A 13,179-nucleotide genomic window follows, 5' to 3' on the forward strand; every position below is an offset into this window, starting at 1 on the left:
TCTTCGCATGCTAGACATCTTTGGCCCCACCACAACTCAAATGTGGGAGCTGTCTCGCTCAGCGAGGCTGCGATAGCGGTGGGGCAGCCAACATCAAGGCTGGCAATGCCGCCGCGCTGAGCGAGACAGCTCCCACAGTGGGTGTGCGTGGGGCTGTCAGGTCGCGAGCATTTCCTGATGCTTGCTGCTCAGCCCCAGGTACGCCTCGATCACCCGTGGGTCGTCGGCCAGTTGCCGGGCGGGGCCGTGCATGGCGATCTGGCCGGTTTCCAGGACGTAGGCGTAGTCTGCGACCCGCAGCGCGGCCCGTGCATTCTGCTCCACCAGCAAGATCGACACCCCTTGCTCGCGCAGGCTGCTGATGATGCGGAAGATCTCGCGGGTGACCAGCGGCGCCAGGCCAAGGCTCGGCTCATCGAGCATCAGCAGGCGTGGCTTGGCCATCAGTGCCCGGCCCACCGCAAGCATCTGGCGCTCACCGCCGGACAAGGTGGCCGCCAATTGTTCACGCCGCTCCCACAGGCGCGGGAACAGGTCGTACACCTGCTTGAGGGTGTGGCCGTGGTCGCGCTCGCCCCGGCGGTGGCGCTGGAAGGCGCCCAGCAGCAGGTTGTCGGCCACGCTCATCGAGGTAAAGAGTTCACGCTTTTCCGGCACCAGGCCCAGACCCCGGCCGACCATCACCTCCACTTCGGGCACGGTTTCCAGGGTGCCGTCGAAGTTGACCTGACCCCGGGAGCCCAGCACGCCCATGATTGCCGACAGCAGGGTGGTCTTGCCCGCGCCATTGGGGCCGATCACCGTAACGATCTGCCCTTCGCCGACGCGCAGGCTGGCGTTGCTCAAGGCTTCGACCTTGCCATAGGCCACGCTCAGGTTATCGATTTGCAGCAGGGTCGTGCCGGCGTTGCAGGGTTCCATTGGCATATTCATGCGTCTGCGCCTCCCAAATAGGCTTCAAGCACTGCGGGATTGTTTTGCACTTCTTCAGGCAGGCCATGGGCGATGGGCTGGCCGAACTCCATGACCACCACGCGATCCACCAGGCCCATGACGAAGTCCATGTCGTGCTCCACCAGCAGGATCGCCATGCCTTCGGCGCGCAGGCGCCTGAGCAAGGCCGCCAGCGCCTGTTTTTCCTGGAGGCGCAGGCCTGCGGCGGGTTCGTCCAGCAGCAACAGGCACGGGTCGGTGCACAGGGCGCGGGCGATTTCCAGGATGCGTTGCTGGCCCAAGGCCAGGCTCGCGGCGTCTTCCTGCAAGTAGTCGCCCAGGCCAACCCGTTCCAGTTGATAGCGCGCTTCGGCCAGCAGTTGCTGTTCCTCGGCACGGTCCAGGTTCAGGCTGGCGGCGATCACTCCCTTGTGCCCGCGCAAGTGGGCGCCGAGGGCGGCGTTCTCCAGCACGCTCATCCCCGGTAGCAGCTTGACGTGCTGAAAGGTGCGGCTCATTCCCAGGCGGGCGACATGCCGCGAGGTTTTGCCCGTGATCGGCTGACCCTTGAAATGAATGGCCCCTGAGGTGGGCGTATCGACCCCGGACAACAGGTTGAACAGGGTGCTTTTGCCGGCGCCGTTAGGCCCGATCAGGGCAAGGATCTCCCCGGCGTCGATATGCAGGTTCATCTGGTTGTTGGCCACCAGCCCGCCGTAGCGCTTGGTCACCTGGTTGGCTTGCAGGATGCGCGTCCCCTGTTCGGCGGCGTCACGCCGGGGCAGGGCCTGCGCCTGGGGCAGCGGCGCCGTGCGGGTACGGGCCTTGAACCATCTGCCCAGCCACGGCGCCAGGCCGCCCGGCGCGCAGTGCATCAGCAACACGATCAGGATGCCGAAGACGATGGTCTCGTAATTGCCGCCGTCGGCCAGCAGATGGGGCAGCCAGTCTTGCAGCCACTCCTTGAGCACGGTGAGGATGCCGGCGCCCAGTAATGCGCCCCAGATACTTGCCACGCCACCGATCAGCGCCATGAACAGATAGTCGATGCCCATGCCCAGGCCGAACGGGGTCGGGTTGACGAAGCGCTGGGTGTGGGCGTACAGCCAGCCCGACACGGCGGCAAACAGCGCGGCGATGACAAAGATCACCATTTTTGACCGGAAGGTGTTGACCCCCATGGACTCGGCCATCAACTGGCCGCCCTTGAGCGCCCGGATCGCCCGGCCTTCGCGGGAGTCGAGGAGGTTGTGGGTGATCAGCATCGCGGCGCCCAGCACCAGCCAGATCAGGTAGAACATATCTTCACCCTGGTCCAGGGAGATCCCCGCGAGGGTAATGGCTGGCAGGCCGCCGACGCCGGTATGGCCGCCCAGGGGTTCCAGGGTGCCGAACAGGTAATAGAGCGAAAGCCCCCAGGCGATGGTGCCCAGTGGCAGATAGTGCCCGGACAGGCGCAGGGTCAAGGCGCCCAGCATCAGCGCCACCGTCACCGTCAGGGCCACGCCCACCAGTAGGGTCAGCCACGGTGAGGCGCTCGCCCATTGCAACCAGGCCGGCAGTTGCCCGGCGGTGGTCAGCCAGGCGGTGGTGTAGGCCCCAAGGCCGACAAACGCGGCCTGGCCAAAGCTGGTCATGCCGCCGACGCCCGTCAGCAGCACCAGGCCAAGCACTACCAAGGCATACAGGCCGATGTAGTTGAGCAAGGTCACGTAGTAGGGGGCGAGCACCAGCGGCGCCAGGCCCAGCAGGGTGATCAGCGTGAGGATCAGATAGCGGGGTTTCATTCGTGTTCCTCCACGTGACGGCTGGTGAGGGAGCGCCACAGCAGGAACGGAATGATCAGGGTAAAGACGATCACTTCCTTGTAGGCGCTGGCCCAGAACATCGAGAACGCTTCGATCAGGCCCACCGCGAGGGCGCCGAGGGCAGCCACCGGGTAGCTGACCAGTCCGCCCATGATGGCGCCGACAAAGCCCTTGAGGCTGATGATGAAGCCGGAGTCGAAGTACAGCGTGGTGATGGGCGCGATCAGAATCCCGGACAGGGTGCCGATCAGGGCTGCGAGAACGAAGGTGCTCTTGCCGGCCATTTCCGGGGAAATCCCCATCAGGCGTGCCCCCATGCGATTCACCGCCGTCGCACGCAGGGCCTTGCCGTACAGAGTGCGTTCAAAGAACACAAACAGGCCGATGATCAAGCCCAGGGACGCGGCGATGATCCACAGCGTCTGGCTGTTGAGCGCCACCGGGCCCAGTTCCAGGCCTTGTTCGGAGAACGGCCGGGTGCGCGCGCCTTCCGGGCCGAACAGCAGCAGGCCCATGCCTACCAGGCTCACATGCACCGCAATCGAGACGATCAGCAGCACCAGGGAACTGGCCGATGCGATGGGTTGGAAGGCCAGCCGATAGATCAGCGGCCCCAAGGGCACCACCAGCGCCAGGGTCAACAGGGCCTGCAACGCCATGGGCAGTTGCGCCAGTGGCAGGTTGTTGACCAGGCCCACCATCGCCACGGCGTAGGCGATCTTCACCAGGCTCATGCGCGGCAGGCGCCAGGCATGGGGGCGGCGGATCGCGGCGAGCAGGTCGAGGGCGCCATCGAGCAGCGTCAGGCCCAGCAGCAGCCAGACCAGTGCGGTCGGGTGACCGGCCTGCAGGCTGGCCATGGTCAGGGCGCCATAGGTGACGAACTCACCCTGGGGGATCAACAGGATCCGGGTCACGGTAAACACCAGGAGTATCGACAAGGCCAACAACGCATAAATGGCGCCATTGGTGATGCCGTCCTGGCCAAGCAGTAAGGCTATCTGGGCATTCATAGGGCAACTCTTTGCACGGGGTCATCAGGCTTTGGGCGTCCGCCGGACACGGCTGGCCGAGCGGGCAGGGAGGGCGCGGTCTCACTCTTTGAGCAGGGTCCAGGTGCCATTTTTCACCTGGATCAGCTCCCGGCCGCGTTCATCGAACCCGCTGTGGTCATCCGGGGTCATGCTGTAGACGCCTTGGGTGCCGGCCAGCTCGTGGGTGGTTTCCAGGGCGTCACGCAGCGCTCGGCGAAACTCCACGGTGCCCGGTGCGGCTTTGGCGGCGGCCAGGGGGATTGCGGCTTGCAGCAGCAGGCCGGCATCGAACGTGTTGGCGCCAAAGGTGGCGGGTTTGCTGCCATAGAGCTTCTGGTAGGCGGCGGTGTAGTCGGCGGCGATTTTCTTCGACGGATTGCTGTCGGGGATCTCATCGAGGACCAGCATCAGGCTGGCGGCAAGGATCGTCCCTTCGACCTTCTTGCCGCCCAGCTTGAGGAAGTCCGGCAGCGCCGCTCCGTGGGTCTGGTAGACCTGGCCACGGTAACCCTGGTCGAACAGCGTGGCCTGGGGCATCACCGGCGGGCTGCCCGGCGCCGCGACCAGCACCGCGTCGGGGCGGGTCGCGAGCACTTTGAGGCTTTGCCCGGTGATGGAGGTGTCCTGGCGCTGGAAGCGTTCGTTGGCGACGATCTTGATCCCATGCTCGGTCGCCAGGGCCGTGGCGACCTTGGCCCAGTTCTCGCCATACGGGTCGGCGGTGCCGATCAGGCCCAGGGTTTTCACCTGGTGCCGGGCCATGTGCTCGAACAGCGCCTTGGCGATCAACTCGTCATTTTGCGTGGTCTTGAACACCCATTTCTTCTCTGCCGTCATCGGCAGGATCACCGCCGCGGTGCCCACGGGCGACAACAGCGGTACCTGCGCCTCGGCGACAAACGAGATCACCCCGATGGCATTGGGCGAGCCGCTTGGGCCGATGATCGCATCCACTTTGTCTTCGCTGATCAGCTTCTTCAACGCCTTGACCGTGGCCGTCGGGTCGCTGCCATCGTCCAGCGCGATGTAGCGGATGGCTTGGTCCCCGACCTGGGTCGGCAGCAGCGCCACGGTGTTTTTCTGTGGCACGCCGATCATGGCCAAAGGGCCTGCGGCCGAGGTGATCACGCCGACCGTGACTTGCGCCTGGGCCAGGGATACGCAGGCCGCACTCAGTAGCAAGGTGGACACAGCTTTTTTCAAGAGCATGGAATTCTCCGAAGCATTGCAAGGCTAAGCAAGCGCCCGTCCCTCGGTTCGTCGCCGCTTGAACAGCGGTCGCGATGCGCGATGGAGGGGAGCCCTTGGCGGTTGCCGCAACGGCGTGAGCCGCTGTTGATGGGCGAGTAGGGCGATAGCAGGTTGCATGCCAGAAAAATCTGCGGTGGCTGTGTGAAGCAGGATTTGCCGCGGCCGGTGGCCGAAGAGTTTGTGGCCTGAAGGGGGGCACAAGCGGGTGTTGGGCGAAGGCGCTAGCTCGCGGTTCTTTCGCCATTTTTTGCTGCGTTTTTTATAGAAAAAACACAAAATAAATCAGCCATTTTTTGCTGGTTTTTCCATAGATAAAACAATCGGTAACTTTTCGTTTCTGCGTAATTTTCTAGATTTTCTGCACCTCAGGTAAACAGAGGGAAATCGTGATTGTTGTCTTTATTTTTAAATAACTATATGAAATATAACGGTTTATTTATTTTTTCAGATTGAATTTCCAGATTTTCAGAGTGTTACCGAAATGCACGGCTCCAGTGCATTCCGTAAAAAACGTGCACCGAAAATACCCATAACTTTAAATAGACAAATCAATTGACATTTCACGTAAATATTATGATTTTAGATTTAAGCGTTGGGCAGGGTTTACCTGCCCAGTCCACTGGCAAGCGACGCACCGGCGTCGCCATATTGAGCGGGAGGGGAACATGACCATCGTCGTCGAGCATTTGGCTTTGGGAGGTAATGGTCTGTCGGTGATGGTCAAGGACACGATCGACATCGCAGGCTATGCAACCCGTGCTGGCAGCCGGGCCCTGGAGCATGCTGCGCCGGCGCAGGAGCATGCTGCAGTGGTCAAGGCCCTGCTCGCGGGCGACTGCCGGATTCTCGGCAAGACCAGCCTGCATGAACTGGCCTTTGGCACCACCGGGATCAATCACTGGAGCGGCACCGCCGACAACCCGCTGTACCCCGGCTACATTCCTGGCGGCTCCTCCAGTGGTTCGGCGGCGGCGGTCGCGGCGGGGCTGGTGGACTTCGCCCTGGGGACCGACACCGGTGGGTCGGTGCGTGTGCCCGCCGCCTGTTGCGGGGTGTTTGGCCTCAAGCCGACCTATGGACGGATCAGCCGCGCGGGGGTGATGCCCAGCGTTTCCAGCCTCGATTGCGTTGGCCCGTTTGCCGCCAGCATGGCGCTGTTGATTGCGGCCATGCAGGTCATCGACCCGGGGTTCGTTGCCCAGGCCTGTCCAGCCGACCTCAGCATTGGCGTAGTGCCGGTCGCGGCGCATCCGCAGATCCTGCAAACCCTCGACCAAGCATTGGCCCGCAGCGGTTTTGCCCTGCACCCAACGCCGCTGCCCGGCATGCAGGCGGCCTACGACGCAGGCCTGGCGGTGATCAACCGTGAGACCTGGAACGCCTGCGGGCACCTGTTGCCCGGCGGCCTGCTGGGCGCGGATATCGCCGCGCGCGTGCAAGCTGCGGGCTTCACCGGCGACGACGAACTGCAGCAGGCCGAACAGGTACGCCAGGCATTTACCCGTGAGGTGGATGCGGTCCTGGCGCAGCACCCGATCCTGGCCTTGCCTACCCTGCCCGATTACCCCCTGGCGGTGGCGCAAGCGGCGGACACCCGCGCTGCCATCGGCATGACCAGCCTAGTGCGCCCATTCAACCTCTCTGGCCACCCGGCCCTGAGCCTGCCGCTGCAAGGCCCGAATGGCTTGCCGGTGGGCCTGCAACTGATCGCTGGCAAAGGTCAGGACGCCTTGCTGTGCGCGGTGGCCCTGATGATTTCGCAACGCCTAGAACAACAATCAGCCTGATTATTTTTGGAGGTATTCCATGACTGCACTCCGTGCACAAAGTCCGAGGTCCGACCTGTCGATCGTCGGCGGTGATGACTTCCAGCAACTGCTGGACGACATCCGTCGGCGCGCGCGCAGCGGTGAGTTCGACCAGCAAAAACACATCAGCCAGGACATCATCGAGCGCTTTCGCACACTTGGGGTGTACCGCGCCCTGGTGCCCAAGCGTTTTGGCGGGGAGGAGTGTTCGCCGGCGCAGTTCTGCCAGATGGTCGAGGATATCGCCCACGCTGACGGCTCCGCCGGCTGGGTGGCGAGTTTCGGCATGAGCCTGGTGTACCTCTCGGCGTTGCCCCTGGCGAGTATCGAGCAGGTCTACGCCAACGGCCCGGACGTGGTGTTCGCCGGGGGGATCTTCCCGCCGCAACCGGCCGCGTTTGTCGACGGGGGCCTTGAGGTCAACGGGCGCTGGAAGTTCTCCAGCGGGTGCATGGGTGCCTCGTTGATCGGGGTCGGCATCGCGCCGAAAAACGGCGACATGCTCGGCCTGCCACGCATGGCGGTGATGCCCCGGGACAAGGTGCGCATCGAGCAGACCTGGGACGTTACCGGCTTGATCGGCACCGGCAGCCACGACCTGGTGGTCGAGGGCGTGGTGGTGCCCGAGGAGTGGACTTTTGTGCGCGGCGGGCCGTCGAGCCTGACCGAACCGCTGTTTCGCTACCCGTCGCTGTCGTTCGCCACCCAGGTGTTGTCGGTGGTCGGGCTGGGTGTGGCGCGGGCTGCGCTGGATGAACTCAGCGGCATGGCCAACGGGCGCATTTCGGTGACCGGCGCGCCGTCCTTGTCTGACCGGCCCCTGGCCCAGGTAGAAGTGGCCAAGGCCGAGGCGGCCTTGCTCTCGGCCCGGGCCTGGTTCTACCAGGCCATCGATGACGCCTGGAGCAGCATCCTGGCCGGCGACCCGGTGTCGGTGGCGCAAACCAACCTGCTGCGCCTGTCGTCGACCCATGCGACTCGGGTGGCCGCAGATGTTGCGCGCACCGCGCAGATGCTCTCGGGGATGAGCGGGGTGTACCGCAGCAGCCCGCTGTCGCGCTTCGTCAACGATGCCCAGGTCATCACCCAGCACGCCTTTATGGGCGACATGACTTACCAAAGCGCCGGCGCGATTTTCTTCGGCAACAAGCCGTTGCCCGGCTATCTGTGACGTTCAATTTTCAACAAAAAGGTGACTGCAATGAGCGATACCAAAGCCTTGCGCGTGCTGTTTTGCATGGGCATCAACCAGAATTTCTTCGACGCCCCACGGGACGAGCAACTGCAGGTGTGGGCTGCATTCAGCCAGATGTGGAATGGCATCCATGACCTGCCGGGCGTCAAGGTGTTCGGCAACATGGACGATGACCAGAGCATGGTCGGCCCGTCCACCGGCTACCCCTGGACCACCTACCTGTTGGCCGACGTGCCGGACATTGCCAGCGTGCATGCGGCCTGCAACCTGTTTCGCAGCACCCCGGTGGGTGATGGCACCTACAAGCTGTGGAAGTACTGCAAGGTCGAGGCCCGCACCGGCCGCGAACTGATTATCCAGCGCTGAGGCCCGGCCATGAACGAACACCTCGAAGCCCTGGCGCAACGCCTGGAAGCCCTGGAAAGCGCCAACGCCATCCGTGCCTGCATGAACCGCTATATGCAGCTGTGCGATGACCTGGGCGCCCACTCGCCGCTGGATGAACTGGCGGGGCTGTTCACCCCCAAGGCGATCTGGGAAGGCAAGGGCAGCAAGTACCAGGAGGCCTTTGGCGGCTACCACGGGCGTGCTGCCATTCGCGGGATGTTTGCCACCTACATGGTCGAGCCCGCGCACTTTGCCCTCAACGTGCACTTCCTGACCGGCGAACAGATTGACGTGCAGGGCCAGCGGGCCAGTGGTTCCTGGGTGATGTTGCAGGCCTCGACCTTTGCCAGTGGCGCGTCCCATTTGAACAGTGCGCGCCTGAGCGTGACCTTCGAGCGTAACGACGGCCAGTGGCGCATCGCCCGTTTCCAGACCGAGAACCTGTTCAGCCGCCCCGTGAGCCTGTGGAACCACAGCGCCCGGTTGCCGGTGCCCCATAAGCCGGGTGAGTGAAACCCGCATTCAAGTAAGTCGGCCCGGCGGGTCGACGAGGAGACATCGTGAATAACCTGATTCAAGCCGTGAACCTTGAGAGTTACCCCTCCGAACGCGTCCTGTCGGACCGTGTGCACACGTCGCTGTACACCGATGCCCAAGTCTTCGACCAGGAGCTGGAGAAGATTTTCTACAAGACCTGGATCTGGGTCGGGCACGTCAGCGAAATTCCCGACGCCGGCAGCTACAAGACCACCTACGTCGGCAAGCAGCCGGTGATTGTGGTACGTGACCGCAAGCAGGCGATCCATGTGCTGCTCAACCGCTGCCGTCATCGCGCCGCGACGGTGTGCGAGCACAAAAAGGGCAAGACCAACAGCTTCGTCTGCCCCTACCACGGCTGGAGCTACGCCCTCGATGGTTCGCTGCGCGGCGTGCCCCACCCGGAGAGCTACGCCGACATGCTGGACAAGGGTGAACACCCGCTGGTGAGCCTGCGGGTCGAGCAATACGCCGGGATGATTTTCGCCACCTTCAACGATGCCATCGAGCCGCTGGAGGAGTTTCTCGGCGCGGCCAGGAAATGGATCGACCTGTTTATGAAGCAGGGCGGTGGCTACCCGATCAAGGTCGCTGGCGAACACCGATTCCGTTTCCCCGGCAACTGGAAAATCCAGCTGGAAAACACCACCGACGCCTACCACTTCCCGTTGGTACACAAGTCGTTCCTGTCGTCGGTGGATAAGCAGACTGAAGAGATGCTCAATTTCGTCGGCGGCAGCGGCTACGTCGAAGACCTGGGCAACGGCCATAGCGTGATGGTGATGATCCCGGACTTGATCGATCTGGAAGCCAACCTTGAGTTGCCGATCCCGGCGCGTTTCGAGGAACTCGCCGGGCAATTGCGCGAAGAAGGGCATGACGAGCAGGCGGTGCGCCGCATTGTCCGCGCGGTGGGCGGCTCGGGGTTCAACCTCAATCTGTTCCCCAACATTGCGTGCTCGATGGCGTTCTTCCGGGTGCTGCAACCGATTGCCGTGGACGAGACCGAGATCCACCACGCGGTGATCACCATGGACGGCGGCCCGGCGGTCGCCAACCGTTACCGCTTGCGCCTGCATGAGCACTTCCAGGGCCCGATGGGGTTTGGCACGCCGGACGATTCCGAGGCGTGGGAGCGGGTGCAGAAGGGCGCCAGCGCGGGTACCGACCTGTGGGTCATGCTCAATCGCGGCCTGGCTGGCGAGCAGGCCAGCGCCGATGGCCTGGTCAGTGATGTCAGCGCCGAAACCGGCATGCGCGCCGGCTATCAGCAGTGGAAAAAAATGATGTCGGCCCAGGAGACCCAGTGATGATCAACGTACAACTGCTCAACCAGGCCAGCGCCTTTATCTGGCAAGAAGCGGACATGCTCGATCACGGTGAGTTCCAGGCATGGCTGGCGCTGTGGACCGAGGGTGCAACCTACATCATCCCCATCGACCCCTTGGAAACCGACTTTGAAAACACCCTCAACTATGCCTATGACGACCATCACATGCGCCAGTTGCGGGTCACGCGCCTGACCAGCGGCGAGTCGATTTCCACCACGCCACGGGCGCGTACCGTGCGCACGCTGTCGCGGTTTCGCCTGCTTGCCGATGACGGCGCCACCGTCACTGTGCGCTGTGCGCAGAACCTGCGTGAATGCCGCAAGGATGTGCTCAAGCACTACACCGCCGATATCACGTTCGAGCTGCTGCGTGACGGCGACAGTTTCAAGATCCAGCGCAAGCTGATTCACCTGATCAACTCCACCGACACCCTCGCCGGTATCGGTTACATCCTGTGAGGGCGCCGGCATGACACAGATAGCCTTAGTGACGGGTGCCGCCCAGGGCCTGGGGTATGCCATCGCTGCCCAGTTGTACGCAGCGGGGTACGCGATGGTGCTCAGCGACCTGTCCCTGGTGGCGGCAAATGCCGCTGCCCGACGCCTGGATCCGAGCGGCGAGCGCGTCCTGGCGCTGCGTCTGGACGTGGGCTGCAAGGCCGACTTCGAGCAGGCGCTGGCGGCGACTGTCCAGCGTTTCGGCGCCCTGCATGTGGTGGTCAACAATGCGGCCATGACCCTGGCCACGCCGTTGATGCAGATCAGCCCCGAGGAGTTCGAGCGGGTCACCAACATCAACCAGCGCGGCACCTTTCTCGGATGCCAGGTGCTGGGGGCGTACCTGGCCGACCGGGGCTATGGGCGGATCATCAATATGGCGTCCCTGGCCGGGCAGAACGGCGGGACCGCTACCGGTGGGCATTACGCGGCGTCCAAGGGCGCGATCATCACCTTGACCAAGATCTTCGCCAAGGAGCTGGCGGCGCGTGGGGTGACGGTCAATGCCATCGCCCCGGGGCCGATCGACTCGCCAGCGGTGCATGCGGTGGTCGCGCCCGAGCGCATGGAGCAATTGCTTGAGGCAATCCCGGTAAAGCGCCTGGGCAGCGCCGATTACATCGGCCGCCTGGTGGTGCAACTGGCAGAACAAGATGCCTATTTCGTCACAGGCGCGACCTGGGACGTCAACGGTGGGCTGTTTATGCGCTGACGCGACAACGGGCCGACCGTGATCGGCCTTGGCCAATAATAACCAGCGGAACGAGCCGATATGAGCGTGCAAACATTATTGAAAGTGGTGGTGCAAAAGCGCCAGGAACAGGGGCAGGGGGTGGTGGTCCTCGACCTGGCCGACCCGGATGGCCAGGCCTTGCCGGCCTTCGAGGCCGGGGCCCATGTGGATATTCACCTGCAACCGGGCCTGATCCGCCAGTACTCGCTGTGCGGCGACCCGGCCAACCCCCAGGTCTACCGCTTGGGCGTACTGAAAGACCCGGGTTCGCGCGGCGGCTCCCTGGCGGTGCACGAGCAACTGCTGGAAGGCCAGGTGGTGCAGATCAGCGCGCCGCGCAACCTGTTTCCCCTGGCGGCCGATGCGCAACGCTCGATCCTGATCGGCGGCGGCATCGGCATCACGCCCATGGTGGCCATGGCGTATGCCTTGCAGGCCCAGGGGCGTGAGTTCCAGCTGCACTATTGCGCGCGTTCGCGCAGCCTCTGCGGCTTTATCGACGAGCTGCAGCACGCGGCATTCGCGTCGCGGGTCCACACCCATTTCGATGACGAGGACCAGGGGCAGCGCCTTGATTTGCAAGCGGTGCTCGGGGTGCCCGGTGCGGGGGTGCACGTCTATGTCTGCGGGCCGGCCGGCTTCATGGACTGGGTGATCAGTGAGGCGGTCAAGGCCGGACATGCCCAGGACCATATCCATCGAGAGTACTTCCAGGTCGAAGTCGATAGCAGCGGCCAGGGCTTTGAAGTGGTCGCCGCGCGCAGCGGCAAGCAGGTGCAGGTGCTGGAAGGGCAGAGCATCCTCGATGCCCTGGCCAGTGTCGGCATCAAGATTGAAATTTCCTGCGAGCAGGGGGTGTGCGGGACGTGCCTGTGCGATGTGCTGGAAGGTGAGCCCGACCATCGGGATGTCTACCTCACCGACGACGAAAAGGCCGCCAACGACCAGATCCTGGTGTGTTGCTCGCGGGCTAAATCGAAAAAACTGGTGCTGGACATCTGAATCGGCGGAGGGCAAGACCATGGTAGATACAACAGGTTTTCGCAATGCAATGGCATTGCTCGGCGGCGCCGTATCGGTGATCGCCACCGATGGTGCGGCCGGGCGCTTCGGCTTTACGGCTTCTGCGGTGTGCAGCGTCACGGACCAGCCGCCGACACTGCTGGTGTGCATGAACCGGGCGTCGACATCCAATATCAGTTTCAAGAGCAACGGCGTGTTGAGCGTCAACGTGCTGACGGCCGATCACCAGGCGATTTGCGGGGTGTTCGCCAACCGCGACATGAATACCGAGCAGCGTTTTGCCTGTGCCCAGTGGCTGACCCTTGAAAGTGGCGCGCCGATTCTGCAGGAGTCGCTGGTGAGTTTCGATTGCCGCATCGCCCAGGCCCACGAGGTGGGTTCGCATACGATTTTCTACTGTGAGGTGCTGGGTATCTGCAATGGCGAAAGCCAGGAAGGCCTGGTGTATTTCAATCGTGCCTATCATCGCCTAGGGGACGCATCGAAGGCCGCCTCCTGATAGTTGCCAGGCAACTTGTCCGGTTCTCTAAAACAACAATAAGCGTGCCCCGCACGCGTGCGTCTTTTTGCAGCAAGTGGTTATAAAAATAAGACTGCGGATTAACTGCCCATTAGTGATCTGCCCCACTCAAATGTTTTGCG

The 13,179-nt window shown here is 63.2% G+C and carries 13 protein-coding genes; 9 read left to right on the forward strand and 4 right to left on the reverse strand.

Annotated features, from left to right (window positions below; genetic code table 11):
• Nucleotides 1-156 precede the first annotated feature (156 nt).
• The 4 genes from HBO12_RS24725 to HBO12_RS24740 all read right to left on the reverse strand — a co-directional run bounded on the left by HBO12_RS24725 (nucleotide 157) and on the right by HBO12_RS24740 (nucleotide 4,984).
• Nucleotides 157-933 (reverse strand): ABC transporter ATP-binding protein, encoded by a 777-nt coding sequence (locus tag HBO12_RS24725; RefSeq protein ID WP_432755384.1) that lies wholly within the window; start codon nucleotides 931-933, stop codon nucleotides 157-159.
• On the reverse strand, nucleotides 930-2,720 hold the full coding sequence (locus HBO12_RS24730; RefSeq protein ID WP_170043494.1) for a branched-chain amino acid ABC transporter ATP-binding protein/permease: 1,791 nt from the start codon (nucleotides 2,718-2,720) through the stop codon (nucleotides 930-932). Before HBO12_RS24730 ends, HBO12_RS24725 begins: the two co-directional genes overlap by 4 nt.
• On the reverse strand, nucleotides 2,717-3,754 hold the full coding sequence (locus HBO12_RS24735; protein WP_170043495.1) for a branched-chain amino acid ABC transporter permease: 1,038 nt from the start codon (nucleotides 3,752-3,754) through the stop codon (nucleotides 2,717-2,719). Before HBO12_RS24735 ends, HBO12_RS24730 begins: the two co-directional genes overlap by 4 nt.
• 81 nt (nucleotides 3,755-3,835) lie before the next feature.
• Nucleotides 3,836-4,984: an ABC transporter substrate-binding protein gene (locus HBO12_RS24740; protein WP_170043496.1), complete on the reverse strand. Its 1,149-nt coding sequence runs from the start codon at nucleotides 4,982-4,984 to the stop codon at nucleotides 3,836-3,838.
• Nucleotides 4,985-5,691: 707 nt separating this feature from the next.
• Between HBO12_RS24740 and HBO12_RS24745 the strand changes: the two genes are divergently transcribed.
• From HBO12_RS24745 to HBO12_RS24785, 9 genes are read left to right on the forward strand one after another with little or no spacing between them, the layout of a single operon-like run.
• Nucleotides 5,692-6,813 (forward strand): amidase, encoded by a 1,122-nt coding sequence (locus tag HBO12_RS24745; RefSeq protein WP_170043497.1) that lies wholly within the window; start codon nucleotides 5,692-5,694, stop codon nucleotides 6,811-6,813.
• A gap of 19 nt (nucleotides 6,814-6,832) precedes the next feature.
• Nucleotides 6,833-8,005, forward strand: coding sequence for an acyl-CoA dehydrogenase family protein (locus HBO12_RS24750; protein WP_170043498.1), 1,173 nt, complete (start codon nucleotides 6,833-6,835; stop codon nucleotides 8,003-8,005).
• 30 nt (nucleotides 8,006-8,035) lie between these two features.
• Nucleotides 8,036-8,395 carry a hypothetical protein gene (locus HBO12_RS24755; protein ID WP_005787259.1) on the forward strand — a complete coding sequence of 120 codons (360 nt, stop codon included), beginning with the start codon at nucleotides 8,036-8,038 and terminating at the stop codon, nucleotides 8,393-8,395.
• A 9-nt stretch (nucleotides 8,396-8,404) separates the two neighbouring features.
• On the forward strand, nucleotides 8,405-8,929 hold the full coding sequence (locus tag HBO12_RS24760) for a nuclear transport factor 2 family protein (protein ID WP_170043499.1): 525 nt from the start codon (nucleotides 8,405-8,407) through the stop codon (nucleotides 8,927-8,929).
• A 47-nt stretch (nucleotides 8,930-8,976) separates the two neighbouring features.
• On the forward strand, nucleotides 8,977-10,263 hold the full coding sequence (locus HBO12_RS24765; protein ID WP_170043500.1) for a Rieske 2Fe-2S domain-containing protein: 1,287 nt from the start codon (nucleotides 8,977-8,979) through the stop codon (nucleotides 10,261-10,263).
• 2 nt (nucleotides 10,264-10,265) lie between these two features.
• Nucleotides 10,266-10,742 (forward strand): aromatic-ring-hydroxylating dioxygenase subunit beta, encoded by a 477-nt coding sequence (locus HBO12_RS24770; protein WP_170043546.1) that lies wholly within the window; start codon nucleotides 10,266-10,268, stop codon nucleotides 10,740-10,742.
• Between the two features lie 10 nt (nucleotides 10,743-10,752).
• Nucleotides 10,753-11,493 (forward strand): SDR family NAD(P)-dependent oxidoreductase, encoded by a 741-nt coding sequence (locus HBO12_RS24775; protein WP_170043501.1) that lies wholly within the window; start codon nucleotides 10,753-10,755, stop codon nucleotides 11,491-11,493.
• Between the two features lie 60 nt (nucleotides 11,494-11,553).
• Complete coding sequence (locus HBO12_RS24780) at nucleotides 11,554-12,516, forward strand: PDR/VanB family oxidoreductase (protein WP_170043502.1); 963 nt, start codon at nucleotides 11,554-11,556, stop codon at nucleotides 12,514-12,516.
• A 19-nt stretch (nucleotides 12,517-12,535) separates the two neighbouring features.
• Nucleotides 12,536-13,036, forward strand: coding sequence for a flavin reductase (locus HBO12_RS24785; protein ID WP_170043503.1), 501 nt, complete (start codon nucleotides 12,536-12,538; stop codon nucleotides 13,034-13,036).
• Nucleotides 13,037-13,179 lie beyond the last annotated feature (143 nt).

This window comes from Pseudomonas sp. WS 5059, from assembly GCF_012985525.1.
In the GTDB taxonomy this organism is placed as follows: domain Bacteria; phylum Pseudomonadota; class Gammaproteobacteria; order Pseudomonadales; family Pseudomonadaceae; genus Aquipseudomonas.

Coding starts and splice junctions, on each gene's coding strand:
- HBO12_RS24775 (WP_170043501.1), top strand. CDS start 10,753: ATGACACAGATAGCCTTAGTGACGGGTGCCGCCCAGGGCCTGGGGTAT.
- HBO12_RS24745 (WP_170043497.1), top strand. CDS start 5,692: ATGACCATCGTCGTCGAGCATTTGGCTTTGGGAGGTAATGGTCTGTCG.
- HBO12_RS24730 (WP_170043494.1), bottom strand. CDS start 2,720: ATGAAACCCCGCTATCTGATCCTCACGCTGATCACCCTGCTGGGCCTG.
- HBO12_RS24750 (WP_170043498.1), top strand. CDS start 6,833: ATGACTGCACTCCGTGCACAAAGTCCGAGGTCCGACCTGTCGATCGTC.
- HBO12_RS24785 (WP_170043503.1), top strand. CDS start 12,536: ATGGTAGATACAACAGGTTTTCGCAATGCAATGGCATTGCTCGGCGGC.
- HBO12_RS24735 (WP_170043495.1), bottom strand. CDS start 3,754: ATGAATGCCCAGATAGCCTTACTGCTTGGCCAGGACGGCATCACCAAT.
- HBO12_RS24725 (WP_432755384.1), bottom strand. CDS start 933: ATGAATATGCCAATGGAACCCTGCAACGCCGGCACGACCCTGCTGCAA.
- HBO12_RS24760 (WP_170043499.1), top strand. CDS start 8,405: ATGAACGAACACCTCGAAGCCCTGGCGCAACGCCTGGAAGCCCTGGAA.
- HBO12_RS24780 (WP_170043502.1), top strand. CDS start 11,554: ATGAGCGTGCAAACATTATTGAAAGTGGTGGTGCAAAAGCGCCAGGAA.
- HBO12_RS24740 (WP_170043496.1), bottom strand. CDS start 4,984: ATGCTCTTGAAAAAAGCTGTGTCCACCTTGCTACTGAGTGCGGCCTGC.
- HBO12_RS24755 (WP_005787259.1), top strand. CDS start 8,036: ATGAGCGATACCAAAGCCTTGCGCGTGCTGTTTTGCATGGGCATCAAC.